At 74.8% G+C, this 25,853-nt stretch carries 23 protein-coding genes; 10 read left to right on the top strand and 13 right to left on the bottom strand.

Going from position 1 to position 25,853, the window contains the following annotated elements:
* Positions 1–50: 50 nt before the first annotated feature.
* Positions 51–1,754, bottom strand: a complete 1,704-nt coding sequence (locus tag ACZ3YL_RS22480; RefSeq protein WP_465659409.1) for a sensor histidine kinase — start codon at positions 1,752–1,754, stop codon at positions 51–53.
* 384 nt (positions 1,755–2,138) lie between these two features.
* On the opposite strand from ACZ3YL_RS22480, the gene ACZ3YL_RS22475 reads away from it, so the two are divergent.
* Positions 2,139–2,990, top strand: coding sequence for a universal stress protein (locus ACZ3YL_RS22475; protein WP_188302993.1), 852 nt, complete (start codon positions 2,139–2,141; stop codon positions 2,988–2,990).
* A 69-nt stretch (positions 2,991–3,059) separates the two neighbouring features.
* On the opposite strand, the gene ACZ3YL_RS22470 is transcribed toward ACZ3YL_RS22475, so the two are convergent.
* From ACZ3YL_RS22470 to ACZ3YL_RS22460, 3 genes are read right to left on the bottom strand one after another with little or no spacing between them, the layout of a single operon-like run.
* Positions 3,060–3,590: a copper chaperone PCu(A)C gene (locus ACZ3YL_RS22470; protein ID WP_465659328.1), complete on the bottom strand. Its 531-nt coding sequence runs from the start codon at positions 3,588–3,590 to the stop codon at positions 3,060–3,062.
* Positions 3,587–5,830, bottom strand: coding sequence for a heavy metal translocating P-type ATPase (locus ACZ3YL_RS22465; protein ID WP_465659326.1), 2,244 nt, complete (start codon positions 5,828–5,830; stop codon positions 3,587–3,589). The genes ACZ3YL_RS22470 and ACZ3YL_RS22465 overlap by 4 nt, the downstream gene beginning before the upstream one ends.
* Positions 5,827–5,988, bottom strand: coding sequence for a hypothetical protein (locus tag ACZ3YL_RS22460; protein WP_465659325.1), 162 nt, complete (start codon positions 5,986–5,988; stop codon positions 5,827–5,829). The genes ACZ3YL_RS22465 and ACZ3YL_RS22460 overlap by 4 nt, the downstream gene beginning before the upstream one ends.
* A 57-nt stretch (positions 5,989–6,045) precedes the next feature.
* Here ACZ3YL_RS22460 and ACZ3YL_RS22455 point away from each other — a divergent pair, with 57 nt between their 5' ends.
* Positions 6,046–6,246 carry a hypothetical protein gene (locus tag ACZ3YL_RS22455; RefSeq protein ID WP_465659323.1) on the top strand — a complete coding sequence of 67 codons (201 nt, stop codon included), beginning with the start codon at positions 6,046–6,048 and terminating at the stop codon, positions 6,244–6,246.
* Between the two features lie 20 nt (positions 6,247–6,266).
* Here ACZ3YL_RS22455 and ACZ3YL_RS22450 read toward each other — a convergent pair whose 3' ends face one another.
* Together ACZ3YL_RS22450 and ACZ3YL_RS22445 are read right to left on the bottom strand one after the other, a co-directional pair.
* Positions 6,267–6,668 (bottom strand): NTP pyrophosphohydrolase, encoded by a 402-nt coding sequence (locus ACZ3YL_RS22450; RefSeq protein ID WP_188303008.1) that lies wholly within the window; start codon positions 6,666–6,668, stop codon positions 6,267–6,269.
* 32 nt (positions 6,669–6,700) lie between these two features.
* The gene (locus tag ACZ3YL_RS22445) at positions 6,701–7,378 is read right to left on the bottom strand and encodes an HD domain-containing protein (RefSeq protein WP_465659321.1); all 678 of its coding nucleotides are present in this window, start codon (positions 7,376–7,378) and stop codon (positions 6,701–6,703) included.
* A 103-nt stretch (positions 7,379–7,481) separates the two neighbouring features.
* Here ACZ3YL_RS22445 and ACZ3YL_RS22440 point away from each other — a divergent pair, with 103 nt between their 5' ends.
* Positions 7,482–8,432, top strand: a complete 951-nt coding sequence (locus ACZ3YL_RS22440; protein WP_188302988.1) for a GlxA family transcriptional regulator — start codon at positions 7,482–7,484, stop codon at positions 8,430–8,432.
* Positions 8,433–8,465: 33 nt separating this feature from the next.
* Here the strand turns inward: ACZ3YL_RS22440 and ACZ3YL_RS22435 are convergent, their stop codons facing one another.
* Both ACZ3YL_RS22435 and ACZ3YL_RS22430 read right to left on the bottom strand, forming a co-directional pair.
* Entirely contained in the window at positions 8,466–8,876 is a 411-nt protein-coding gene (locus tag ACZ3YL_RS22435) for a PPOX class F420-dependent oxidoreductase (RefSeq protein WP_188302987.1), read from the bottom strand.
* An 86-nt stretch (positions 8,877–8,962) separates the two neighbouring features.
* Positions 8,963–10,309: a D-alanyl-D-alanine carboxypeptidase family protein gene (locus tag ACZ3YL_RS22430; protein WP_465659318.1), complete on the bottom strand. Its 1,347-nt coding sequence runs from the start codon at positions 10,307–10,309 to the stop codon at positions 8,963–8,965.
* 177 nt (positions 10,310–10,486) lie between these two features.
* Here ACZ3YL_RS22430 and ACZ3YL_RS22425 point away from each other — a divergent pair, with 177 nt between their 5' ends.
* Complete coding sequence (locus ACZ3YL_RS22425; protein ID WP_188304969.1) at positions 10,487–10,684, top strand: hypothetical protein; 198 nt, start codon at positions 10,487–10,489, stop codon at positions 10,682–10,684.
* A gap of 13 nt (positions 10,685–10,697) precedes the next feature.
* Here the strand turns inward: ACZ3YL_RS22425 and ACZ3YL_RS22420 are convergent, their stop codons facing one another.
* Positions 10,698–11,459 carry a TetR/AcrR family transcriptional regulator gene (locus tag ACZ3YL_RS22420; RefSeq protein ID WP_465659316.1) on the bottom strand — a complete coding sequence of 254 codons (762 nt, stop codon included), beginning with the start codon at positions 11,457–11,459 and terminating at the stop codon, positions 10,698–10,700.
* 89 nt (positions 11,460–11,548) lie between these two features.
* On the opposite strand from ACZ3YL_RS22420, the gene ACZ3YL_RS22415 reads away from it, so the two are divergent.
* The 3 genes from ACZ3YL_RS22415 (at position 11,549) to ACZ3YL_RS22405 (ending at position 17,594) form a co-directional block, all read left to right on the top strand.
* Positions 11,549–12,403 (top strand): siderophore-interacting protein, encoded by an 855-nt coding sequence (locus tag ACZ3YL_RS22415; RefSeq protein ID WP_188304967.1) that lies wholly within the window; start codon positions 11,549–11,551, stop codon positions 12,401–12,403.
* Positions 12,404–12,987: 584 nt separating this feature from the next.
* Positions 12,988–16,419: a S8 family serine peptidase gene (locus ACZ3YL_RS22410; protein ID WP_223242287.1), complete on the top strand. Its 3,432-nt coding sequence runs from the start codon at positions 12,988–12,990 to the stop codon at positions 16,417–16,419.
* A 206-nt stretch (positions 16,420–16,625) separates the two neighbouring features.
* Positions 16,626–17,594 carry an alpha/beta fold hydrolase gene (locus ACZ3YL_RS22405; protein WP_188304965.1) on the top strand — a complete coding sequence of 323 codons (969 nt, stop codon included), beginning with the start codon at positions 16,626–16,628 and terminating at the stop codon, positions 17,592–17,594.
* Between the two features lie 6 nt (positions 17,595–17,600).
* On the opposite strand, the gene ACZ3YL_RS22400 is transcribed toward ACZ3YL_RS22405, so the two are convergent.
* Positions 17,601–18,320: a response regulator gene (locus ACZ3YL_RS22400; RefSeq protein WP_188304964.1), complete on the bottom strand. Its 720-nt coding sequence runs from the start codon at positions 18,318–18,320 to the stop codon at positions 17,601–17,603.
* Positions 18,317–19,537, bottom strand: coding sequence for a sensor histidine kinase (locus ACZ3YL_RS22395; protein WP_188304963.1), 1,221 nt, complete (start codon positions 19,535–19,537; stop codon positions 18,317–18,319). The genes ACZ3YL_RS22400 and ACZ3YL_RS22395 overlap by 4 nt, the downstream gene beginning before the upstream one ends.
* Positions 19,538–19,798: 261 nt before the next feature.
* Here ACZ3YL_RS22395 and ACZ3YL_RS22390 point away from each other — a divergent pair, with 261 nt between their 5' ends.
* From ACZ3YL_RS22390 to ACZ3YL_RS22380, 3 genes are all read left to right on the top strand, one after another.
* On the top strand, positions 19,799–22,030 hold the full coding sequence (locus ACZ3YL_RS22390) for an MMPL family transporter (protein ID WP_465659314.1): 2,232 nt from the start codon (positions 19,799–19,801) through the stop codon (positions 22,028–22,030).
* Between the two features lie 135 nt (positions 22,031–22,165).
* Positions 22,166–22,753 carry an RNA polymerase sigma factor gene (locus tag ACZ3YL_RS22385; protein WP_317621070.1) on the top strand — a complete coding sequence of 196 codons (588 nt, stop codon included), beginning with the start codon at positions 22,166–22,168 and terminating at the stop codon, positions 22,751–22,753.
* Positions 22,750–23,409, top strand: coding sequence for a hypothetical protein (locus ACZ3YL_RS22380; RefSeq protein WP_465659308.1), 660 nt, complete (start codon positions 22,750–22,752; stop codon positions 23,407–23,409). Before ACZ3YL_RS22385 ends, ACZ3YL_RS22380 begins: the two co-directional genes overlap by 4 nt.
* A 113-nt stretch (positions 23,410–23,522) precedes the next feature.
* Here ACZ3YL_RS22380 and ACZ3YL_RS22375 read toward each other — a convergent pair whose 3' ends face one another.
* The gene (locus ACZ3YL_RS22375) at positions 23,523–24,950 is read right to left on the bottom strand and encodes a VWA domain-containing protein (protein ID WP_465659306.1); all 1,428 of its coding nucleotides are present in this window, start codon (positions 24,948–24,950) and stop codon (positions 23,523–23,525) included.
* Entirely contained in the window at positions 24,947–25,837 is an 891-nt protein-coding gene (locus ACZ3YL_RS22370) for an AAA family ATPase (RefSeq protein WP_188309364.1), read from the bottom strand. The genes ACZ3YL_RS22375 and ACZ3YL_RS22370 overlap by 4 nt, the downstream gene beginning before the upstream one ends.
* Positions 25,838–25,853: the final 16 nt, after the last annotated feature.

Genomic DNA, 25,853 nt, shown 5'->3' with positions numbered 1-25,853 from the left:
CGGCGGTGGCGGAGTTCCCCCGTACGGCGGCGGGAGTCGTCGGACGGCCGCTACGAGCCGAGCGGGGCCTCCCACACCAGCCGGGTGCCACCGCCCTCGCCGTCCGCCGGGCCGTGGGTGAAGGCTCCGCCCACCCGTTCGGCGCGCTCGGCCAGGTTGCGCAGCCCGCTGCGCCGGCCGCCCTCCGGGATGCCCACCCCGTCGTCCGCGACGGTGAGCACCACCCGCCCGGCCAGGGCGCGCAGGGTGACCTCGACCCGGGTGGCCCGGGCGTGCCGGGTGGCGTTGCTGAGCGCCTCCGCCAGGACGGCGACCACGTGGGCGGCCAGCTCCTGCGGGACGTCGGTGTCCAGCAGGCCCTCCATGCTCAGCCGGGGAGCGAAGCCGAGCGGGCCCTGGGCCTCGGTGACGGCCCGGGTGGCGCGGGCGCGCAGCCCGCGGTCGGGTTCGCTGTGGGCACGCAGGCCGAAGATGGTCGAGCGGATGATCTTGATGGTCTCGTCCAGGTCCGCCACCGCGCGGGCGACCCGGTCGGCGGCGGCCGGACTCTCGATCAACCGGCCCGCGCTCTGCAGCGTCATTCCGGTGGCGAACAGCCGCTGGATGGCCAGGTCGTGCAAGTCCCGGGCGATCCGGTCGCGGTCCTCCAGCAGGTTCAACTGCTCGGCGTCGCGCCGCCGTTCGGCCAGTTCCAGGGCCAGCGCGGCCTGGTCGGCGAAGCCCAGCAGCGGGCCGGTCTCCTCCGGCCCGAAGGCCGGCTGCCCCTGCGCCCGGGCCAGCAGCAGCACGCCCCGCCCGTACCCGGGGCCGGTGCCCAGCGGCACCGCGACGGCCGGGCCCAGACCGTCGAAGCGGCCCGCCGGGCCGGCCGGGAAGCGGGCGTCGGCGGCCAGTTCGTCACTGGTGACCGGCGAACCGGAGGCGTACGCGGCGCCGGAGAGCGTGCCGTCCACCGGCACCGTCACCCCCAGCCGCGCGGCCGGCTCGGCACCGAGCGCGACCTCCACCGCCAGCTCCTCGGCCCGCTCCTCCGGACCGGCCAGCGCCACCGAGGCGTCCGCCAGCTCGGCGCCGGCGATCTCCCGGGCCCGGCGGGCGATCAGCTCGACCACCTCCAGGCGCGGCGCGCCCGACAGCAGGCTGCGGGTGATCTCGGTGCTCGCCCGCAGCCAGCGCTGGCGCAGCTGCGCCTCCTCGTACAGTCGGGCGTTGTCGATGGCGACCCCGGCCGCGACCGCCAGGGTGGCGATCACGGCCTCGTCGTCTTCGTCGAAGTCCAGCCCGCCGCGCTTGTCGGTCAGGTAGAGGTTGCCGAACACCTCGCCGTGCACCCGCACCGGCACCCCCAGGAAGGTGTGCATCGGCGGGTGGCCGGGCGGGAAGCCGACCGAGGCCGGGTGGTCGGAGAGCACCGGGCAGCGCAGTGGCTGCGGACGGTGGATCAGCTCGCCGAGGATGCCCCGGCCGGAGGGCGGCGGGCCGATCTCCTCGATCTCTCCGTCCGACAGACCCACCGTCAGGAACTGCGACAGGGTGTGACCGTCGGGCCCGATCACGCCCAGCGCGCCGTAGCGGGCGTCCACCAGGTCGACGGCGGCCTCCACGATCCGGTGCAGCGCCTGGGCGAGGTCCAGCTCCCGGCCGACCGCGAGCACCGCCTCCAGCAGGCTGTGCACCCGGTTCTGAGTCCCGCGCGCCGCGTCGATCCGCCACTGGAGCTCCTCCAGCAGCTCGTCCAGGCGCAGCCGGGGCATCCGCGCGCCGCCGCCCGCCGCACTGCCGTCCGCTCCGCCCACCGCTGTCCTCCTCGTTCGCGCCCGTTCGTGCCCGTTCCCGCTCCGTTCGCGCCCTGACCGCCCCGTTCGTGCCCTGACCGGCCCGCCCGGTGTCGGCCCGGGCCGACACCGGGGGTCGTCCGACCAGCGGGAACGCCGTGTCCCCACGGTAGTGCCCGGGTGTCGGCCGGGTGGAGGCCGGGGTCGCCCGTAATGTTCCGGCGGGGGGCCTTTCGTCCCGTGGACGGAGGGCTTGCGGCCTCTGGCGGCGGGCCGCCGAAGGGCGACAGGGTGGGAACAGAGCAGCGCGGACGGGGCGTCAGAGCGCACCGGTCCCGGCGCCGAACCAGTGGAGGAACTCACATGACGTCAACCGTGGTGGCCGGGGTCGACGGCTCACCGGAGAGCACCGCCGCCGCCCAGTGGGCCGCCGAGGAGGCGCAGCGCCGCGGGGCCCCGCTGCGCCTGGTGCACGCCTGGCCGTGGCTGACCGACGGCGTGTCCTCCTTCGCCGAATCCGACGACCTGCCCGCCGCCGCCCAGCGCATCCTGACCGAGGCCGCCGACGGCATCCGCGCCCGCCACCCCGAACTGACCGTGGCCACCGACGCGGTGCTGGACGCCCCGGTGGACGGACTGCTGACCGCCGCCGCCGATGCTGGCCTGCTGGTGCTCGGCTCGCGCGGGCGCGGCGGCTTCACCGGGCTGCTGCTCGGCTCGGTCAGCATGGCGGTGGCCGGGCGCAGCGGCGCGCCGGTGGTCGTGGTGCGGGAGACCGGCTCCGCGGGCTCCGGCGAGGTGGTGGTCGGCGTCGACGCCCACGCACCCGAGGAGGAGGTGCTCGCCTTCGCCTTCCGGGAGGCCGCCCTGCGCGGTGCCCCGGTCCGGGCCGTGCACGGCTGGGACCTGCCGCCGCTGTTCGGCTACGCGGGCGGGGCCGTCCCGGCGGGCGAGATCGAGCAGTTGGAGGCCCTGGAGGCGAAGCTGCTGTCGCTCGCCCTGGCCGGACAGCGCGAGCGGCACCCGGCCGTCGAGGTGGTCGAGGACGTCCGGCTGGGCGCCGCGCGCGGCCTGGTGGAGACCTCCGCCGGGGCCGCGCTGGTGGTCGTCGGCCGGCGCCACCGTCCGATCGAGCTCGGCCCCCGGCTCGGCCGGGTCGCCCACGCGGCGCTGCACCACGCCGAGGCGCCGGTGGCGGTCGTCCCGCACGGGTGACGGCCGGTCGGCCGGTCGGCCGGGCGACCAACGGCCCGGCCGCCCGAGCGGGCCGCCCCGTGCGGGGGTTCAGCGCGGCCGGTCGGCCGCTGACCGGACCTCGGCCGCCAGCCGCAGCGGCGGGCTGTGCCGGAAGGTCAGGGTGAAGGTCACCCGCTGGCCGGGCCGTAGCGGGGGTGGGGCGGCGATCATCAGGTCGGCGTCCTCGGGGGACATCGCCAGTTCGCCCCGGCCGGGGACGGGCAGCGCGGCGGCCGGCTCCCAACGGCCCGCCGCGCCCTGGTGCAGATGGCGTTTGAGGGTGATGGGACTGCCGAACTCCCAGCTGGCGCCCGTCAGTTCGTCGGGCACGTCGCCCGGGTTGCGGACCGTGAAGAAGGCGGCGGTGGCCGAGGCCGCGCCCGTCGCCGGCAGCAGCACCCAGCCGGCGCCGGCCTCCACCGGGCGGGGGCGGCCGGCGCCGCCGACCGCCGTCCAGCCGGTGAGCAGGACCAGGGCGAGGGCCGCCGCGCCGACCGGCGGGCCGACCACCTTGAGCCGGTCCAGCCGGTTCAGCCGGTTCAGGCGGTTCAGCCGCTCGACGGGTTCCGGGGCCGTCATCGCCGGCCCCCCTTGCGCTGCCCGCGCCCCGGCTCCCAGGTGCGCAGCCGCAGGCTGTTGCCCACCACCAGCAGGGAGCTGAGCGACATCGCGACCGCCGCCAGCATCGGGTTCAGCAGCCCGACGGCCGCCAGCGGGATCAGCACCAGGTTGTAGCCGAAGGCCCACAGCAGATTGGCCCGGATCGTGGCGAGGGTCTGCCGGGCCAGCCGCACGGCGTCCACCACCGCCTCGATCTCGCCGCGCACCAGGGTCAGCCCGGCCGCGCCGATCGCGGCGTCGCTGCCGGAGGCCAACGCCACCCCGAGGTCGGCCGAGGCCAGCGCGACCGCGTCGTTGACGCCGTCGCCGACCACCGCCACCGTCCGTCCGGCGGCCCGCAGTTCGGCCACCACCTCGGCCTTGCGCTCCGGCGAGGCCGAGGCGTGCACCTGCCGGATGCCCAGCTCATCGGCCACGGCCTGGGCCGCGCCCGGGCCGTCACCGGTCAGCAGGACGGTCTCCAGGCCCATCCCGCGCAGCCGGTGGAGCGCTCGCCAGCTGCCGGAGCGCAGCGTGTCGCCGACCTCCAGCACGGCCGCGGCCCGCCCGTCCAGCTCCACCAGTACGGCGGTACGGCCCGCCGCCCCGGCCGCCGCCACCGCCCCGGAGAGCCCCGGGGGCAGCTCGGTGCCGTCCGGGCGGACGGCCCGGACCGCCCGGCCCTCGACGGTGCCGGACACCCCGAGGCCGGTCGCGGCCGCGAAGCCGTCCACCGGCGGCAGGGCCCCGCAGCGCTCCCGGGCGGCGGCCGCGACGGCCCGTCCGATCGGGTGCTCCGAGCGGTGCTCGACCGCGCCCGCCAGCCGCAGCACCTCCTCCTCGGCGCAGCCCTCGGCGACGGTCACCGTCGTCAGCTCCATCCGGCCGGTGGTCAGCGTGCCGGTCTTGTCCACCACCACGGTGTCCACCCGGCGCAGGCTCTCCAGCACCTCCGGACCGCGCACCAGCACGCCCAGCTCGGCGCCCCGGCCGGTCGCCGCCAGCAGCGCCGTCGGGGTGGCCAGGCCCAGCGCGCACGGGCAGGCCACCACCAGCACGGCCACCGCCGCCGTCACCGCCGCCTGCGGGGCCGCGCCCGCGCCCAGCCAGAACCCCAGCACGCACACCGCGATCGTCAGCACACAGGGCACGAACACCCCGGCCACCGCGTCCGCCAGCCGCTGCGCCCGGGCCTTGCCCGCCTGGGCGTCGGCCACCAGCGCCGTGATCCGGGCCAGCTGGGTGTCCGCGCCGACGGCCGTGGCCCGCACCACCAGCGCGCCGCCGACGTTCACCGTCGCACCCGCCACCCGGTCCCCGGGCCCGACCTCGACCGGCACGCTCTCCCCGGTCAGCAGGCTCAGGTCGAGCGCCGAACCCCCTTCGAGCACCACCCCGTCGGTGGCCACCCGCTCACCCGGCCGCACCACGAACTCCTGCCCCGGCAGCAGGAGTTCGATCGGCATCAGGCGCTCGTCGCCGCCCTCCGCCCGGACGCACACCTGCTTGGCGCCCAGCTCGGCCAGCGCCCGCAGCGCGGAACCGCTGCGCCGGCGCACCCGGCCCTCCAACAGCCGCCCGGCCAGCACGAACAGCGGCACGCCGACCGCCGCCTCCAGGTACACGTGTGCCGCGCCGTCGGCGGTCAGCGAGAACGGCATCCGCATGCCCAACTGCCCGGCCCCGCCCAGGAACAGCGCGTACGCCGACCAGCCGAAGGAGGCCACCACGCCCAGGCTGACCAGGGTGTCCATGGTCGCCGCGGCATGCCGCAGCCCCTGCAGGGCCCGGCGGTGGAAGCCCGCCGAGCCCCAGGTCACCACCGGCACGGCCAGCGCGAAGCAGACCCACTGCCAGGCGGTGAACTGCAGCGCCGGCACCATCGACAGGACCAGCACCGGGACGGCCGACAGGGCGGTCAGCAGCAGCCGCCACCGCTCGTCCGGCTCCTCGGCGGCGATCCCGGCCGGCACCCCGGCGGGCGCCGGCTCGGCGGTGTAACCGGCCCGCTCCACCGCCGCGACCAGCTCCTCGACGGACACCCCGGCCGGGTGCAGCACCCGGGCCCGGCCGGTGGCCAGGTTCACCCCGGCCGTCACGCCGTCGATCCGGCCCAGCCGTTTCTCCACCCGGCCCACGCAGGCGGCGCAGGTCATCCCGCCGACCGCCAGGTCGGTGGACACCAGCTCCCCGGCCTCCGCACCCACGGCCGGGCTCATCGCATCCCGCCCATGTCGTGCCCACCCATCCCGGGCGAAGCCCCGCCACCCGGGCCCGGCGTCAGCCCCGGCGCCACCGGCCCCACCTGCCTCCCCACCGCGTACGCCACCACGAACACCACCACCAGCAGCAGGACGAACCCCACCAGCACACTCAACGGCCGGACACCCGGCGACTTCGCACTCACGCCCCACCAGTCGGACGGCCGGAACGGTTGGTTCCCGCCGCCTCCGGATTCCCACGTCCGGCCGCCGCCCCGGCCGACTTCGCGGTGCGATGCCCGGCCGACTCCGTCGGCGTCGGCTCGGTGGAGATACCCGCCCGTCCCGGCCGGGACTTCCGGTTCACCGTGCACACCTCGGACCCGTCGGTCCACTGGGGCATCAACGCGCTCCAGATCCGCCCTGCCCACTGACCGGATCCCGGACCCCGGGCTCAGCCCCGGACGCTCCGCGGGCCGGTCACGGCCGCGCCCAACGCGCCGACCCGGGCGCGCAGTTCGCGGTCGGCGGTGACCACCACGCAGGCCCGCGCCGGATCCTCGGCGCGGGCCTCGCGGACCAGGTCCACGATCCGGTCGTCCCCGCTGCCGCCCGCCGACACCACCCGGACCTCCGGCAGCCCGGTCACGCCCCGGGCCGCGCCCTCGACCACCAGCACCACGTCCAGCGGCCCGGGACGCTCCGGCAGGCCCTGCGCGGCGACCGCGACCAGCGCGTCCCGGAGGCGTTCGGCGGCCCCGCGCCGGTCCCGCCACCAGCCGTCCGGCACCGAGCCGACCACGTTCGCGCCGTCCACCACCAGCAGGGGCGGCAGCGCGGCCTCGTCATGTTCCATGACCGTCAAGCCTGCCACGGTGAAGGGGGATCTCACTCCGGCCAGTCGGAGCCCCGGATCACCTCGACGAAGTCGCCCCGCTCGAAGCCGGGGACGAAGTGCGCCAGGACGTCGGCCTTCACATTGCCGAAGGTCGTCCCCGGGCGGTTCCTGATGCCCTCGGTGAACGCGGTGAGGATGCGGTTCTTGAAGTCGGGCCGGGGGTGGGCGGCCGTCACGGCGGCGCGTTGCTCCGCGGTGACGGCGTGGTAGCCGAGGCCGAGGACGTCCAGTTCCACGCCCCGGGTGACCAGGGCGATCTCCGGCGCCATGTGCAGCGGGATCTCGGGGGTGGTGTGCAGCGCGATGGCGGTCCAGACCCGCTGGGCGGGCTCCTCGGCGATGCCGTGGGAGGCCAGGAAGCGGCGGGCCTCGTCGGCGCCGTCGATCTCGAACCGCTGATCGGTGCGGGCGAAGCGCCGGGTGAGGCCGAGGTCGTGGAACATCGCTCCCACGTACAGCAGCTCCGGGTCGAACTCCAGGCCCTGTTCGGCCCCGCGCAGCGCCCCGAACAGGAACACCCGCCGCGAATGGTCGAAGAGCAGCGGGGAGGCCGTGTCCCGGACCAGTTCGGTCGCCTCGCGGGCCAGGGCGGTGTCCGGGATCCGCACGCCCGCGACGGTCTCGCTGGTTCCGCTGGTTCCGCTGGTTCCGGTGATTCCGGTGGTCATGACGTCATCTCCTCGGGAAGTCGCTCGGTGGACTCCTCCACCCTCGCCCGGCGGCGTAGGCTGGCACCATGTCCGTTCAGACGCCCACCCCTCGGATCCGGACATGACGCGGCGGGTCGCCTTCCTCGTGTTCGACGGCGTGACCCTGCTCGACGTCAGCGGTCCGATGGAGGTCCTCCACCAGGCCGGCCGGCTCGGCCACCCGTACCCGACCACGCTGGTCTCCCCGCACGGCGGCAACGTCACCGCCGCCAACGGCGTGGTCCTCGCGGCCACCGCCGCACCGGGGGACACCGGGCCGCTGGACACCCTGGTGGTCGCCGGGGCCGACCACCTCGCCACCACGGGGCCCGACGAGCGGCTGCTCGCCGCTGCGGAGCGCCTGGCCGGACGGGCGGAGCGGGTCGCCTCGGTGTGCAGCGGCGCCTTCGTCCTGGCCGCGCTCGGCCTGCTGGACGGCCGCAGCGCCACCACCCACTGGCGCCATGCCCGGGCCCTCGAACTGCGCCACCCCCGGGTCCGGGTCGAACCCGACGCCCTGCACGTGCACGACGGGCGGTACCACACCAGTGCGGGCATCAGCGCGGGCATCGACCTCGCCCTCGCCCTCGTCGAACACGACCACGGCGCCGGAATCTCCCGGGAGATCGCCCGCGAACTCGTGGTCTTCATGCAGCGCCCCGGCGGCCAGTCCCAGTTCTCCACGGCACTGGCCACCCCGCCCACCCGCAGTGCCCTGCTGCGCACCCTCACCGACGCCGTCCTCGCCGACCCCGCCGCCGACCACAGCCTGCCCGCGATGGCCGCCACCGCCGCCGTCAGCACCCGCCACCTGACCCGGCTCTTCCAGGCCGAACTGCGCACCACCCCCGCCCGCTGGGTCGAACGGGTCCGGCTCGACCGCGCCCAGCAGCTCCTCCTCGACGGATACGGCGTCACCGCCGCCGCCCGGCACAGCGGCCTGGGCAGCGACGAGACCCTCCGCCGCGCCTTCGCCCGCCACCTGGGCACCACCCCCACCGAGTACCGCCGCCGGTTCACCAGCACCACCTGACGGCGCGCCGGCGGGCCCGCACCCGGCAGGCCGTCAGTCCGCCAGGGTGATCCGGATGCCGACGGTGCCGCGCTCGCCGCGCCGCAGCCGGCTGCCGAGCAGGGTGAGCACGCCGAGCAGGCCGTACTTCTGGCGGAGCAGGGTGCGGTAGGCGCCGGTGCGCTCGGGGGAGAGGAGTTCGGCGGTGGCCGGGTACTGGTCGCCGGTCGGGTGGCCCTTGACGTCGCAGGGGCCGACCAGGACGTCGGAGCGGTTGCGGATCCGCTTGACCTTCCAGGAGTCCGCGACGGTCCAGATGCCGAGGGCCTCCCCGTCGCGGACCACCCACACCGGGGTCGGTACCGGGGTGCCGTCCTTCTTGTAGGTGGTGACGAGCAGGTAGCTGCCGGAGGAGAGGCTGACGATCCGGGCGAGCCGGTCGGCGGCGGGGTCGGGCGTGGTCATGGCCGGAAGTCTAGGGCGTGGCTGACGGTCCCGCCGGGCGCGAGCCGTCAGACCCGCCCTCGGGGAGGTCCCGGAGGGGCCGCAGGTCAGTGGCCGCGGCGGGGCCGGGTGCCGTGCAGCAGGGCGCGGACGCGGCGGGTGAGCCGGCGGGGGGTGCGGCTGCCGACGCCGGTGGCGCCGATACGGGTGGACCTGATGCCGGTGGGCGTGGGCGCGGTGGCCGCCGGGCGGGCGGCGGCGGGTGCGGCGCGGCGGCGGGCGGCGGTGCGGGCGGTGCCCCAGACGGCGAGGGCGGTGGCGAGCACGGCGCCGGTCCACAGGGCGGGGCCGAGGTCGGAGCCGCTGCCGTCGAGGACGGGCGGGCGGGACCAGGGCGGCAGTCCGGCGTCGGCGTCGGCCTGCGGGGCCCCGCCGCTCGGGGAGCCGGCCGAGCCCGCCGCGGCGCCGGCGCCGCCCTTCGGGGCGGCGAGGTCGTCGACCAGCTGCCCGACCGGTTGGACCTTGCCGACGGCCGCGAAGCCCCAGTCGAGCAGGCTGGCGGCCTCGTCGTAGACCTTGCCCTGGGCTTCGGGGTGCATCACCGTCACCAGCAGGGTGCGGCCGCCGCGTTCGGCGGCGCCGGTGAAGGTGGCGCCCGCGTTGGTGGTGTAGCCGTTCTTGACGCCGATCAGGCCCGGGTACTTGCCGAGCAGCCGGTCGGTGTTGGCGATGTCGAAGGTGGTGCGCTGCCCGGTGGTCTTGTCCAGGCCGCCGGGGAAGCGTGCGGTGCGGGTGGCGCAGTAGGAGCGGAAGTCGGCGTTGCGCAGCCCGGCGCGGGCGAACAGGGTGAGGTCGTAGGCGGAGGAGACCTGGCCGTCCATGTCGTAGCCGTCGGGGGAGATCACCCTGGTGTCCTTGGCCTGGAGCGACTGGGCGCGGGCCTGCATCTCGCCGACGGTCTGCTGGACGCCGCCGTTCATGTGCGCCAGGACGTGCACGGCGTCGTTGCCGGAGCTGAGGAAGACGCCCCGCCAGAGGTCCTCGACCCGGTAGGGGAGGTTCTCCTTGACGCCGACCAGGCTGCTGCCGACGCCGAGGTTGGCGAGTTCGGCGGGGGTGACCTGGTGTTCCGCGCTGCGGTCGAACTTGGGCAGCACGGTGTCCGCGAACAGCATCTTGAGGGTGCTGGCCGGCGGCAGCGGCCGGTGGGCGTCGCGGGCGGCGAGCACCTCGCCGGTGTCGGCGTCGGCGACCAGCCAGGAGCGGCCGGTCAGTTCGGCGGGCAGGGCGGGCGCCCCGGCCAGCGGCGCGACCTGGACGGCCGGGCGGCCCAGCCGCTCCCCGCCGACGGCGGTGTCCTGGGCGAGGGCCGCCGGGGCTCCGGCGGCGAGCACCAGGGCGGAGGCGGCGGAGGCGGCCGCGACCCTGGCGACGGACGGTGGTTTCTGCTGCACACGCTTTGGCTGCACAGGGCGAACGTACCGGCGGTGCCGCGTCGCCGCCGTGCCTGCTGCTCCGTCCGGATCCACCGGGCGGCGGGGCGGCCGGGGCCCGGGGCGCGACTTTGGTGGGCCCGGGTCGCACCGAAAGTCGGTTGGTCGGACGGTCGCGGGTTCCTAGGCTCGGGGGCTATGAAGACCATGCTCGGCTACCTCGGTTTCGTGCTGATCCTGGGCGGCGGCTCCGGCCTGCTGGCCGACCGGCTCGGGGGTTTCCGGCTGTTCGGCTTCGTCCGCTTCCTGGTGCCGGACGGCCATGAGACCGCCGGGTACGCCGTCCTGCTGGTGCTCGGCGTCCTGCTGGCGATCCCGGCGGCCCGCCGGGGTTAGCCCAGCTTCCGGATCAGCTTCCGGCTCCCGCCGCCACCCCGTCGAGGAGCACCGCCAGCCCGGTGCGGAAGGCCTCCCGCCCGCTCTCCTCGGGCGGGCCGCCGGCGGTGCTCTGGAGGGCGGTGAGCAGCGGGTAGCGCTGGGGGAAGTCCGGTGCCAGTTCGGCGAGTCGGGCGGAGCGGGTGGTCCACCACTCCTCGTCCGCGACGCCGGTGGCGGCGGCCGCGCCGCGGGCGTCGGCGGTGGTGGCGGCGGTGCCGCGGACGAACTGCCAGAGCGCGGCGACCGCGCCGCGCAGCCGGTCCGGGGCGAGTGCGGCCGGTTGCAGGGCGGTCAACAGGTGCTCCACGGCGGCGAGTTCGGCCGGGCCGAGGACGGGGCGGGCCTGGGACACCTGGAGCACCCAGGGGTGGCGCAGGTAGCAGGCGTAGAGCTGCTCGGCCCAGACGGTGACGGCGGTCCGCCAACTGTCCGTCGGGGGTGGTCCGGTGGGGAGTTCGGCGAGCGCCCGGTCGTGCATCAGGTCGAGCAGTTCGGCCTTGCCGGGAACGTAGGTGTAGAGCGCCATCGCGGTGCGGCCGAGTCGTTCGCCCACGGCGCGCATGGAGAGCGCGGCCATTCCCTCGGCGTCGGCCACCGCGATTCCGGCGGACACGATCGCGTCCACACTCAGGCCGGGTTTCGGGCCGCTGCGCCCGGTGCGCGGTTCGTCGGGCCGGCCCCAGAGCAGGGCGAGCGAGCGGTGGGCGTCGCCCTGCCCGGCGTAGACGGTCATCCCAAGTCTCCTTATAGCGTAAAGTATCCGCGCGGCAGCAACTCTTTATGCCGTAAGTTATCAGGATCGCGCATCGAAGGGGTTTCGCGATGACACTGCCCGTCAGCTTCGTCGAGGTCGTAGCGGTGGAGAGGATCACGCCGCGCACCGCCCGGATCGTCTTCGAGGCCGAGGCCCTGGCCGACACCGTGGGCACCGCGCCCGACCAGCAGCTCAAGCTCTGCTTCCCGCGCCCCGGGCAGCGCGAGCCGGTGCTGCCCGCCCAGCAGGACGACCCGATGGGCTGGTACCAGGCCTACTTGGCGATCCCCGAGGCCGAGCGCCCGGTGCTGCGCAGCTTCACCCTGCGTCGCCGGCAGCCCGGCACCCGGCGGATCGTGGTCGACTTCGTGCTGCACGGCGACACCGGCCCGGCTGCCTCCTGGGCGCTGCGGGCGGTGCCGGGGGACCGGCTCGGCCTGGTCGGCCCCTCCGCGCTGTACGCCCCGCCGGTGCCGCTCACCGAGGCCGCGGCGGCGGCCGACTGGGTGCTGCTGGCCGGCGACGAGACCGCGCTGCCGGCCATGGCGACGCTGCTGGAGGCGCTGCCCGCCGGGGTGCGGGCGTACGCCTGGATCGAGGTGGCGGACCGGGCGGAGCGTCAGGAGCTGCCGACCCGCGCCGGCCTGGAGGTGGAGTGGCTGTACCGCGACGGCGCGGCCCCGGGCACCCTGCTGACCGGGGCGTTCCGAGGTGGCGTGCTGCCGGGCGGCCGGCCCTTCGTCTGGCTGGCCGGGGAGGCGGGGGCGGTACGGGCGGTGCGCCGGTGGCTGGTGGAGGAGCGGGGGGTGCCGAAGGAGTCCATCGACTTCACCGGGTACTGGCGCCACCGGCTGACCCAGGACGACGCCCCGACGGCCGAGGACCTGGCGGACGCTCAGGAGCGGCTGGCGGCCACTTCCTGACCCGCGCTGCTGAATCGCGGTCCTGAACCGCAGACCTGAGCCGTACTCCTGAACCGCACACCTGAGTCGCCTCGCATCCGATGACGAAACACCCGGGCGGCCGGGGAGTCGATTGAACTCCCCGGCCGCCCGGTCCGTGTATCGGGCCGACCGCTGTTTCGATCGCGATCGACAGGGAAGGAAGGGTCACGTTGTCGACAAGTTGGCTGTAGGTGGCGATGTTCCGCCTGTGGCCAGTGTTCGCCACGGGAAGTTTTTGCAGGTGGATCGGTCAGTTCTCACCGTTCTCCGACCGGCTCTGATCGGTGAAAAAGGGGCGGACTCGGCCGGATTTATACTGTGTATTTTACTTTCCGATGGTTATTTTTACTTTCTGATGGGTTTTTGACCCCTTGTCGTGGTCGTGGCGGATGCGCTGGAATGCGTCCGCTGTCGGGACGCGCGGTCCGGAGCAACCATGCGTCCGACCAGGATCCGGTTACGCTCAGCCGTGCAACCTGACGTCTCATCAGACGAAAGGATGTCCATTGATCGGCTGGCGCAAGACCCAGCTAGCAGCCGCCGTCACCGTTACCGCCGCGTCCATGGTCCTGAGCCTCGGGACCATCGCGAGCGCAGCCCCGACCCAGGATCCGCAGAACGCCCAGGCGGCGTCCTCGGACGGGTCGCCGGCGCCGGTGATCGTGATCCTGAAGGACCAGATAGCGGACGCCCCGGCCGACCACGGTCACCTCGGCGCACGTCAGCAGAAGACCGCCAGCTCGCAGGCGCCGCTGCTGGACAAGGTCAAGGCCAGCGGCGGTACCAACGTCAAGAGCTTCGTGGTCGGCAACGCCTTCTCCGCCACGGTCAGCCCGGCGGAGCGCGCGTCGCTGCAGGCCGACCCGGCGGTCGCCGCCGTGGTTGCGGACACCCAGGTGCAGGTGGCCCCGGTCGCCGGGACCACCGCGAAGAAGGCCGACGCCGCGGCTGCGACGTCCGGCAAGTCCGCCGACGCCTCGAAGGCCGTTACGGGCAGCAACGGCCAGGCCTCCCAGGAGAACGCGACCAACACGGTCTGCCCCTCCGACCCGTCCAAGCCGCTGCTGGAGCCCGAGGGCCTCTACTCGGTCCACGCCTACAGCGGCAACGGCAACCCCGGTGCGGAGAAGCTCGCCACCGGCAAGGGTGTCAAGGTCGCCTACATCGCCGACGCGCTCGACCCGAACAACCCGGACTTCATCCGGGCCGACGGTTCGCACGCCGTGGTCGACCACCAGGACTTCTCCGGTGAGGGCTGGGACGCGCCGAGCGGTGGCGCCGAGGCCTTCGGCGACGCCTCGGCGGTCATCGCCCAGGGCCGTCAGACCTACGACGTCTCGCAGTTCGTCAACGCCTCGCACCCGCTGCCGGCCGGCTGCAACATCAACATCCGCGGCCTCGCCCCGGACGCCGACCTGGTCGCGCTGAAGGCCGGCGGCGAGATGATGTCCAACTCGTCGATCCTGCAGTCCATCGACTACGCGGTGCGGGTCGCCCACGTGGACGTGCTGAACGAGTCCTTCGGCGGCAACGTCACCCCGGACAGCGGCGCCCACGACACCATCGCGCTTTTCAACGAGCAGGCCGTCAAGGCCGGTGTCACCGTCGCCGTCTCCACCGGTGACGCGGGCCTCAGCGGCACCATCGGTACCCCGGCCACCGACCCGTACGTGATCTCGGTCGGCGCGTCGACGGACAACCAGAACTACCAGCAGACCGGTTACGCGGCTTCCAAGTTCTCCAACGGGACCTGGAACAACAGCCGGATCTCCGCGCTGTCCTCGGGTGGCTTCACCATGGCCGGCCGGACGCTGGACCTGGTCGCGCCGGGTGAGTCGGACTGGGCGCTGTGCACCGCCGACACCTCCAAGTACGCGGACTGCACCAACTTCAACGGCAAGGGCTCGAACATCCAGCCCTTCGGCGGCACCAGCCAGGCCGCGCCGTTCGTCACCGGCGCCGCGGCCCTGGTCATCCAGGCCTACCGCGACACCCACGGCGGCGACTCGCCGTCCCCGGCGCTGGTGAAGAAGTTCATCACCGGCACCGCCACCGACCTCGGCGTCCCCGCCGAGGAGCAGGGCGCCGGTCTGCTGAACGTCCGGGCCGCCGTCGAGGCCGCCCGCGGCTACGACGACGGCGACGGCACCGACGGTGCCCGCACCGTCGTGGTGAACACCGGCCAGGTGAGCATCTCCGGTGCCCCCGGTTCGACCCACACCACCGACGTCTCCGTCACCAACACCAGTGACGAGCCGCAGTCGGTGAGCGCCACCACCCGCAGCTTCGCGCCGCAGGCGAACAACCAGCAGACCGTCAAGCTGGACTCGGCCTCGACCGACACCTTCAAGTACGCCACCAACGGTGCCGACTGGGTGCAGAAGCAGGTCAAGTTCACCGTTCCGGCCGGTGCCGACCGCCTCGCGGCCTCGATCGCCTGGCACGGCGGCCCGAACCCGGTCACCAACGGTCCCGTGGTCCGCATGACGCTGCTCGACCCGTCGGGCCGCTTCGAGACCAACACCCGTCCGCAGGGCGGCGCCACCCCGGCCAACTACGGCCTGGTCGACGTCGCGCACCCGGTGGCCGGCGAGTGGACCGCGGTCCTCTACACCCCGGCGGGCAAGGCCGGTTACACCGGCGACGTCCAGCTCGGCACCTCCACCCAGCGCGCGGTTCCGGCCGGCGCGGTGAGCCCGAACACCACCGACCTGCAGCCGGGTGAGACCAAGACCCTCAAGGCCCAGCTCACCGTCCCCGCGACCAGCGGCGACAGCAGCGAGGCGGTCGTCGTCTCCAGCTCGAACGGCAACAGCACCAGCGTTCCGGTCGTGCTGCGCAGCCTCGTCCCGGTCAAGGACGGCAAGGGCGCCTTCACCGGCACCATCACGGGTGGCAACGGCCGCGGCTCCTCGCCGACCCAGATGTTCGCCTACGGCTTCGACGTCCCGAAGGGCCAGAAGGACCTGCGGGTCGGCGTCACCGTCGCCAAGGACGCGAACCTGTTCATGCAGGGCGCCCTGATCAGCCCGAACGGCACCCCGGTCGACATCGAGGGCAACGCCCTGTTCGACGCCCAGGGCAACGTGACGGCCTCCACCAACGGCGTCTCGGCCACCACGGTCAACCCGGCCGAGGGCCACTGGCGCTTCGTCCTGAACGTGCTCGGCCCGGTCAGCGGCCAGGAGCTCTCGCAGGACTTCGCCGGCACCATCGCGTTCAACCAGAACCAGGCCACCGCGGCCGGTCTCCCGAACGACGCGAAGACCAAGCTGGCGGCCGGCAAGCCGGTCACCGTCAACGTGAACTACACCAACAACACGGTCGCCACCCAGTCGATCGCGGCCGACGGCCGCCTCGACAAGCGCGTCGACCTGCCGCTGGTGCCGCAGGGTGCCTCGGCCAGCGTCAACCTGCCGCTGAGCCTGACCTCCTCGGTGCCGAGCTTCCTGGTGCCCCCGGGCACCGACCAGCTCAAGGCCGTGGCGGCGTCCTCGACGCCGGCGCAGATCGAGCTGAGCGCCACCACCGCCTCGCCGGACCTCTTCGGTGACCTGAAGAAGGCCCAGGACGGCTCCGCCATCTCGGTCGCCACTTCCAAGGGCACCGCCGAGCAGCCGGTCGTCCCCGGTGGCTGGAGCACCTTCGTCCAGCAGATCGGCCCGTTCGGCCCCGCCGGCGCGCCGAAGGGCACCTCCACCATCACCGCCACCGCGCACACCCTGGCGTTCGACCCGGCGCTGACCTCCAGCACCGGTGACCCGTACGCCTCCGCGGTGGACGCCAAGGCCGCTGCCGCCGCCCCGGTGACCGTCGCCCCCGGCGCCACCGGCTCGCTGCAGGTGACCGTCACCCCGACCGGCCCGAAGGGCAGCACGGTCAAGGGTGTGCTCTACCTGGTGTCCGGCCCGACCTTCGTGGCCACCGCCAACAACAGCCTCGGCACCACCGGTGCGGTGCTCGCGGCGATTCCCTACAGCTACACGGTGAACTGACGCTCAACCAGTTCAGCGCGTACGCCTGAGGCCGAGGCCGTCCCGGAGTTCCGGGGCGGCCTCGGCTGCTTGCCGTCGTTCTGGCGCCGGGCCGCCGCCGTTCTCCCGCCGTGTCGTCGCCCGGGGCGGAAGCTGCTGGGGTTGCGGGCCCGCACCGCCGGGCAGGAGGCTCGCGACGGACCTGTCGACCGGATCTGGAGCGGGAGTTGAACGACGCGATCAAGCACAGCCACGTCGAGGTGAACGGGGTCCGGCTGCACCTCGCGGAACAGGGTGAGGGGCCGCTGGTCCTGCTGCTGCACGGCTTCCCGGAGAGCTGGTACTCCTGGCGGCACCAGTTCGGGCCGCTCGCCGAGGCCGGGTACCGGGTGGTCGCCCCCGACCAGCGCGGCTACGCCCGCAGCGCGCAGCCGAAGGACGTGGACGCCTACTCCCTGCTGCACCTGGTCGGCGACGTCACCGCGCTGATCGGCGCGCTGGGCGAGGAGCGGGCCGTGGTGGTCGGCCACGACTGGGGCGCGCCGGTCGCCTGGGCCACCGCCGCCCTCCGGCCGGACCTGGTGCGCGGGGTGGCCGGACTGAGCGTGCCGCCGCTGCCGGTGGGCGGGACGCCGCCGCTGCGGGGCTTCCGGGAGAACTTCGGCGACGGCTTCTACGTGCTCTACTTCCAGGAGCGCGGCCGGGCCGACGCCGAACTGGCCGCCGATGTCAAGTCCAGCCTGCGGCGCATCATGTGCGGCATCCAGCCCGACGGCGAGCCGCGGCCGTGGATCGTCCCCGAGGGCAAGGCCCTGCTGGACACCGTCCCGGAGCCCGAGCGGCTGCCGGACTGGCTGACCGACGCGGACCTCGACGCCTTCGCGGCCGACTACGCCACCCACGGCGAGCGGGCCTTCACCGGCGGGCTCAACTGGTACCGCAACATGGACCGCAACGCCGAACTGCTGGCCGCCTTCACCGGGGTGACGGTCGAGGTGCCCGCGCTGTACGTCGCCGGCGAGCAGGACCTGGTCAACGCGATGGTGCCGCCGGAGGCCCTGGCCCACCTGCTGGACCGGCTGCCCAGGCTGCACCGGCACGTGCGGCTGCCGGAGACCGGGCACTGGACCCAGCAGGAACGCCCGGCCGAGGTGACCGAGGCGCTGCTGGACTTCCTGAAGAGCCTGGAGGGCTGAGCCACGTCACGAGCCGGCCTGGTCACCCTGGCCCGCACGGGCGGTGACCAGGCCGGACTCGTAGGCGGCGATCACCGCCTGGGCGCGGTCCCGGACGTCGAGCTTGCCGAAGAGGCTGGTGATGTGGTTCTTCACGGTGGACTGGCTGATCTCCAGGGCCAGCGCGATCGCGGCGTTGTCGAGGCCGCCGGCGATCAGCCGCCACACCTCGACCTCCCGGGGCGTGAGTTCGCCGCTTCCGGCGGCGGGCGGCGGCGGGACGGCGGCGCCGGGCGCCCGGACGTAGGCCGAGATCAGCCGGGTCAGCAGCCGCGGGGCGACCACCGCCTCCCCGGCGTGCACCGTGCGGATCGCCGAGCCCAGCTCCTCCGGGGAGACGTCCTTGGGCAGGAACCCGTGGGCACCGGCGCGCAGCGCGGCCACCACGTACTCGTCCATGTCGAAGGTGCTGAGTGCCAGGACCCGGCATTCGGGCAGGGCGCGGGCCAGCTCCGCCGTCGCGCCGACGCCGTCCAGGACGGGCATCCGGATGTCCATCACCACGACGTCGGGGCGCAGCCGCAGGGCGGCGGCGACGGCCTGCTCGCCGTCCTCGGCCTCGCCGACCACCGCGAGGGACGGGTCGGGGGAGAGGATCAGCGCCAGGCCGCGGCGGACCAGCGGCTGGTCGTCCACGATCAGCACCCTGATCGCGGGGGCGTCGGACGGGGTGGTCGGCGCGGTCATCGGACCGCCTGCCCGTGCTGGACGGCCGCCTCGGCCGATTCGGCGCTGGTCAGCGGAAGTTCGGCCGTCACGGCGAAGCCGCCGCCCGGCTGCGGGCCGGTCGCCAGGGTGCCGCCGTGCAGGGAGACGCGCTCGCGCATGCCGAGCAGGCCGTAGCCGGGCCGGCCGGTAGGCTCCGGCGGGGGCGCGCCGCCGCCGTCGTCCCGCACCTCGACGGTCACCCGGTCCGGGTGATAGGCGAACCGGACGGTGGCCCGGGCGGGCCCGGCGTACTTGCGGGCGTTGGTGAGGCCCTCCTGGACGATCCGGAAGACGGTCAGGCCGAGGGTGGGCGGCAGCGGGCGCGGGGAGCCCTCGACGGTGAACTCGGTCGGCAGCCCGGCCACCCGGGACTCGTCCACGAGCCGTTCCAGGTCCGCCTCCCCGGGCTGGGGCAGCGGTGGCGCGGCGTCCGGTTCGTCCCCGGTCCGCAGCACGTTCAGCAGCTGGCGCATCTCGCGCAGCGCCAGCCGGCCCGAGGACTCCAGGACGACCAGGGCGTCCCGGACCAGCTCCTGGTCCCCGAGGTTGGCCCGGGCGCCGCCGGCCATCAGCTGCATGGTGGTGATGTGGTGGGCCACGATGTCGTGCAGCTCCCGGGCGATCCGGCGGCGTTCGTCGGCGACCGCCCGGTCCGCCAGCAGCCGGCGGTTGTCGGCCACCTCGCGCTGCCAGCGGGCCACCGCCAGACCGGCCCCGGCCACCATGGTGGCGGCCGCCGGGTCGGAGATGAGCTGCGGCCAGATCGGGGCGTCGTAGCGCAGCTGGGTCAGCGTGGTGCTCACCGCCGTCACCACCGTGGCGGCCGCGGTCACCGGGACGCTCCGGCTCACCGCGACCGAGTACAGCGCGACGGCCAGCACCGCTCCGTAGTGCGGGCCCATCGGGGAGAGCAGGTCGGCCGCCGCCTGGAACACCAGGACGACGGCCAGGGCCGCCACCGGGCGGCTGCGCCGGGCCAGCAGCGGCAGGCCGGAGAGGACGATCACGGCGAAGCCCGGCACGGACATGCTGCGGGTGCCGGTCAACGGGCCGAGCAGCAGGTAGCCGAGCACGTCCAGGGTGCCGGCCCCGATGACCACCAGGGCGTCCGTCTGGGTCCACGGAAGGCGGCCCGTCCACTCCTCCGGCGGCCCGTCCGTACCCGCGTCCGCCAAGGGGCGCTGACGCCCGTCCATCTGTGTTCCTCCCGGCTGACCAGCGCTGACGCCCCCATTCTGACATCGGCCGGCCGGTCCGGGCGTGGTCCCCCGGGCGGAGGAGCAGGGTCCCGGACCAGGACCACGGTCCCGGTCCGGGGCCGGGCGGGGGGAGCGCGGGCCCCCGGGCGGATCCTCCGCTGCCACGACGCCCCGGCACCCCTGCGGCTGATGGTCTTGGAACAGGCCGGGAACCCCCGGCGCCGAGGCCGACGTTCGCGTCCACCGACCGGAGGAACAGTGATCCGCGCACTGACCGGATTCTCCACCCGACACGCCTGGAAGGTCATCGCCCTGTGGGCGGTGGTGGGCATCGGGCTGGCCGTCCTGAGCCCGATGCTGATGAGCCGGGTGACCCAGTCCCAGACCGGAGAGTTCCTGCCGCGCAGCTACGACTCGGCCGCAGCGCTGCGGATCGCCGAGCAGGACTTCGGGGTCAAGCCCGACGCCACCACCGTCACCGTGCTGGTCGCCCGGACCGACGGCAAGCCGCTCACCGCCGGCGACCAGCAGCAGATCGAGGCCGGGGCCGGCAAGCTCGCCGAACGCCGGGTCGTCATGCCCCGCAAGCCCGACGAGCCGGCCGCCCTGGTGCCCGACCACTCCCAGACGCCCCGGGTCGCCCCCGCCACGATGGCGCCCGACCGGACCTTCGAACTGCTCACCGTCGAGATGACCGGCAACTCCTCCGACGAGGGCGTCCAGAGCGTCTTCCGGGTCTTCCGGGACCAGGCCCGCGCCCAGTTCGACGGAATCGGCATGCGCACCGGCTTCACCGGCAACCTCGCCGAGGCCTCCGACACCACCGACGCCAACCGCAGCACCGCGCTGCTCGGCCACGCCCTGCTCACCGGCCTGATCGTGCTGCTCAACGTGCTGGTGTTCCGCAGCGCGCTGGCCGCTCTGCTGCCGCTGCTCGCGGTCGCCATGGTCGGCGGCGCGGCCGGCGGCGCCGTGGCCGGCGCGGCGAGCCTCACCGGGCTCAAGCTGGACGCCTCCACCCCCGGCCTGATCAACGTCGTGCTGCTCGGCATCGGCGTCGACTACCTGCTGTTCCTGCTCTTCCGGTTCCGCGAGCAGCTGCGTGCCCGGCCCGAGCAGAACGCCCGGCAGGCCGCCGCCGAGGTGTCCGCCAAGGTCGGCACCGCGATCACCTGCGCCGCGCTGACCATCGTCGCCGCCTTCGCGACGCTGGGCGTGGCGAGCTTCGGCCAGTTCCGTTCGCTCGGCCCGGCCGTCGCCGTCTCCGTGCTGGTGATGCTGCTGGGCAGCCTGACCCTGATGCCCGCCCTGCTCGCCGCCTGCGGCCGCGCGATGTTCTGGCCCTCCCGGAGCCTGCGGCGGGTGCCGCGGCCCGGCGTGGCGGCCCGCTTCGGTGACCTCGTCGCCCGCCGCCCGCTGGCGCTGCTGCTCGGCTCGGTCGTCCTGCTGGGCACGCTGGCCGCCGGCACGGTGGGGCTCAAGATGGACTACAGCCAGCCCGACGACACCACCACCGCGGCAGCCGCCACCGCGGCGGAGATCTCCCGCGCCCTGCCGGCCGGCGTCTCCGACCCGACCACCGTGTACATGGTCGCCAAGGACGGCGGCACGCTGGACGCCAAGCGGTTCGACGGCCTCGCCGGCGAGCTCAAGAAGACGGAGGGCGTCGGCCAGGTCGGCCGGCCCGTCCTCGCCGACAACCACCGCGCCGCCCGGATCGACCTCTTCCTCAACGCCGACACGCAGAGCCAGCGGGCCCGCGACCTGGTCTCCGGCCCGGTGCGCGCCGCGGTCGCCGCGCACACCCCGGCCGGAACCGAGGCCCACGTCGGCGGCAACGCGGCGATCGTGGTCGACATCTCCACCGCCGTCGACCGCGACCTGCGCGTGGTCTTCCCGGTCGCGGCCGGCCTGATCGCGCTGATCCTGCTGCTGCTCCTGCGCAGCCTGCTCGCCCCGGTCGCCCTGCTGCTCTCCGTCGGCCTCGGGTTCGCCGCCACCCTCGGCGCCGCGACCCTGCTGTTCCAGCACGGCCTGGACCGGCCCGGTGTCTCCTTCACCCTCCCGCTGGTGCTGTTCCTGTTCGTGGTCGCCATCGGCACCGACTACAACATCCTGATCACCGACCGGATCCGCGAGGAGATGCACCGCCCCGGCCCGGCCCGTACCGCCGTGGCCCGCGCCGTCCGGCACACCGCCCCGGCCGTCGCCACCGCGGGCCTGGTCCTGGCCGGCTCCTTCGCGACCCTGGCCACCACCCCGGGCAGCGAACAGGTCGCCTTCTCGCTGACCCTCGGCATCCTGCTCTCCGCCCTGGTCCTCTCCCTGATCACCGTCCCGGCCCTGGCCGCCCTCCTGGGCCGCGCCCTCTGGTGGCCCCTGCGGCCCACCTCGCCCACCCCGCCCACCCCGCCCGCGACGCCCGGCACCGAGGCCCACCCGTTCGTGGCGGCGCCGCGCCCGGCCCCGGACCACCTCGGCGCCCGCTGACCGCGCCTGACCACCCCCGCATCCCGCACCCACGGTCGCCGCCGGCCGCGGGTGCGGGATGCGTGTGTAACGTCCCGGACGGCCCGAGCCAAGTAGAGGTGTCAGGCAGTGCTCGACGTTCCAAGGAGTCAATCCGTGTCAGCGGAGCAGCAGATGGCACCACCCTCGCGCGACCCGGCGGCGTTCGCCGTGTTCTACCAGCAGCAGTTCGACACCGTGCTCGGCTTCGTCACCCGGCGCACCGACAGCGCCCACCTGGCGGCCGACCTGACGGCCGACATCTTCCTGACGGCGCTGGAGCAGGCCGACGGCTACGACGCCCGCCGCGGCACGCCCGTCGCGTGGCTGTACGGGATATCCCGCAACGTTGTGGCCGGGCACTTCCGCGGCAGTGCCCGCGAGCGCAACGCGGTGGCCAGGATCGCCGGGCAGCGGATGCTGGACGACCAGGACGTGTCCGCGATCGAGGAGCGCATCGACGCGACCCGCGGCGCCCGCGCCCTGGCCGGGTGGCACGCCGCGCTGTCCGAGCCGCTGCGCGCGGTGCTCGACCTGGTGGCCGTCGACGGGCTGGCCGTCCGCGACGCCGCCAAGGCGCTGGGCATCAGCGCCGCCACCGCCCGGGTGCGGCTGCACCGGGCCCGCAAGGCGCTGCAGAAGGTCGCCCCGCAGAGCAGCACCGCCCACCCGTCCGTGAACACCCTCCTGGAGGTCGCCCCGTGACCACGCCCCTGCACTTCCGGCAGCAGCTCGGCGCCGAACTCGCCGCCCGTGCCACGGACCTGCCCGCCACGGCCACCCCGGTGCCGGTCCGGCCGCGCCACACCCGCAGGCTGGTGGTGACCGGCCTCGGGCTGGCCGCCGCCGTCACCGCGGTCGTCCTGGCACCGCACACCGACGGCAGCCCCACGGCCCCGGCACCGCAGGCCGACCCCGTCGCCTCCGGCCCCGCCGCCTCCCGCCCGGCCGCCGGTGACCCGACGTCGGTGCAGCTCAGCACCGCCTCCTACACGGTGACCCCCCACCAGGACGGCACCGTCTCCGTCCAGCTGATGGGCGCCGAATGGTCCGGGCTCCAGGGCGCCCTGCGCTCGGTGGGCGTGCCCGCGCTGGTCATGAGGCCCTCGGCCTCCTGCCACACCCCGGTGGCCACCGACAGCAGCCGGCTGGACGCGGTGATGTCGCTGGACCCGCACAACGGCCGCATCGCGATCCTGCACCCCGCCGCCGTCCCGCCCGGTGAGAGCCTGCTGCTGCTCGACACCGCACCCCAGGGCGCGGCCCGACCGGCCACCGTCGGGAGCCTGGACATCTCGCTGACCAAGGAGACGCCCAGCTGCTTCCCGCTCTCCCAGGCCAATGTGGTCGGGGTGGGCTGAGCCCTCGCCGCGCGGGGGAACCGGGCCCGGACCGAGGCCCGCGGTCACCTGCCTCCCGGCCTCGGCGCGTGTCCGGCGATCCGCGCGGCCCGGCGGGGACCGTCAGGCACGCCCTAGACCGGCAGCAGGCGGGTGATCAGGTCGGCGAGGCGGCGGGCGTTGCGGCAGGAGTGCATCTCGACGACGTCGGCGTAGGCCGGGGCGGCGGAGTCGCCGGTGGTCCAGAGGTCGGGGTGTTCGGGGTTGAGCCAGAAGACCCGGCGGGCCCGGGCGGCGATCCGGCGCAGGGCGTCGGTGTGGGGGTCGCGGTGGTTGTTGCGGGCGTCGCCGAGGACGAGCACGCAGGTGCGGGGGCCGACGGCGTCCAGGTGGTGGTCGGCGAACTCGCCGAGGGCGGAGCCGTAGTCGCTGTTGCCGTGGTAGCCCATCACCTTGGCCTCGGCGAGGATGCGGGCGGCGAGGCGGGCCGGGTCGTCCTGGCCGCGCCGCAGCAGGTCGGTGACCTCGGCGGTGCGGTTGACGAAGGCGAACACCCGGACCTTGCTGAACTGTTCGCCCATCGCCTGGACCAGCAGCATGGTGAAGTCGGCGAAGCCCGCCACCGAGCCGGAGACGTCGCACAGCAGCACCAGCTCGGGCCGGGCCGGGCGGCGCAGCCGGTACGCCGGGCGCAGCGGCACCCCGCCGGTGGTGAGCGAGCGGCGCAGGGTGCGGCGCAGGTCGATCCGCCCCCGGGCGGCGCGGCGGCGCCGGGCGGCCAGCCGGGTGGCCAGTTTGCGGGCCAACGGGTGGACGGTGCGGCGCAGTTCGGCGAGCTGATCGCGGCCGGCGGACAGGAAGTCGACCCGGTCGGCGGTGGGGGCGACGGCACGCTCGGCGATCCGCTCGGCACCGCGCAGTTCGGCGACCCGGCGGCGGGCCTCGCCGGTGACCTGGGCGCGGAAGTCCCGGATGCGGCGGCGGATCTCGTCGGCGAGGACGCGGTCGGAGACGTCGTCCGTGCCCTGCCGGCGCAGGGCGGCGAGGATTTGGGCGAGCAGGGTCTCGGGGGCGAGCCGGCCGAGCGCCTGGTGGGCGGACCAGCCGTCCGCGCCGGGTGCGCTGCCGGTGCCGTACCGGCCGAAGGCCTCGACCACCTCGCCGGCCAGCCGGGCCTGGGCGGCCCGGTCGTCGGCGGCCAGGGCGGCGGCCAGGCGTTCGCGCAGCTGCTCGCGCAGCGGGTCGGGGCGGCCGAAGCGGGGCGGCTCGGGGTCGTCGGGCACCGGCGGCGGCGAGCCGCGCAGGGCCTCGGGGGTGCCGACGCCGAGCGGGAAGAACAGGTCGAAGGCGGCGTCGAAGACGGCCCGCTGGCCGTCCGAGCGCAGCAGGGCGGCGGCCAGGCCCGCCCGCATCTGCTCGCGGTCGGTGAAGCCGAGGACGTCGAGCACGGCGGCGGCGTCCACCGTCTCGGACGGGCCGATCCGCAGGCCGTGCCCGCGCAGGGCGCGGACCAGGCCGGTGAGCCGGGCGGCGGTGTCGGTGGGCCCCGGGGTGGTGCTCACGCGAGGGTGAGCTTCTGGGCGGCCTTCCGGATGTCGTCCTGGTGCTTGAGGATCACTCCGAGGGTGTCCTGGACGACGGCGTCGTCCAGGGTGTCCGCGCCGAGCGCCAGCAGAGTGCGGGCCCAGTCGATGGTCTCGGCGACGGACGGCGCCTTGCGCAGCTCCATCGCGCGCAGCGCGCCGACCACCCGGACCAGCGAGGCGGCCAGGGTGTCGTCCAGGCCGGGCACCTTGAGCCGGACGATCCGGCGCTCCAACTCGGCGTCCGGGTAGTCGAGGTGGAGGAAGAGGCAGCGGCGGCGCAGCGCCTCGGAGAGCTCCCGGGTGGCGTTGGAGGTCAGCAGGACGAAGGGGCGCCGGCTGGCGGTGATGGTGCCGAGTTCGGGGACGGTCACCTGGAAGTCGCTGAGCACCTCCAGCAGCAGCGCCTCCACCTCGACGTCGGCCTTGTCCATCTCATCGATCAGCAGGACGGTGGGCTCCTCGCCGCGGATGGCGGTGAGCAGCGGGCGGGTGAGCAGGAACTCCTCGCCGAAGATGTCGCCGCGGGCCTGGTCCCAGCCCTCGTCGCGGCCGGCGGTGATCCGCAGCAACTGCTTGGCGTGGTTCCACTCGTAGAGCGCCCGGGCCTCGTCGATGCCCTCGTAGCACTGCAGCCGTACCAGCCGGGCCGCGCCCAGTGCGGCGACGGCCTTGGCGAGTTCGGTCTTGCCGACCCCGGCGGGGCCCTCGACCAGCAGCGGCTTGCCGAGCCGGTCGGCCAGGAAGACGGTGGTGGCCACGGCGGGGGAGGCGAGGTAGCCGGTGGCGGCGAGCCGCTCGGCGGTGTCCGCCACCGAGGTGAAGAATCCCGTGCCGTCGCCGTTCCCGCTGCTGCCGCTGGCCATCTGACCCGCCCCGTTC

The organism is Kitasatospora sp. NPDC023176 (genome assembly GCF_055560495.1).
The sequence above is the reverse complement of the archived record's forward strand: the minus strand, read 5'-3'. Positions and strand labels throughout refer to the sequence as shown.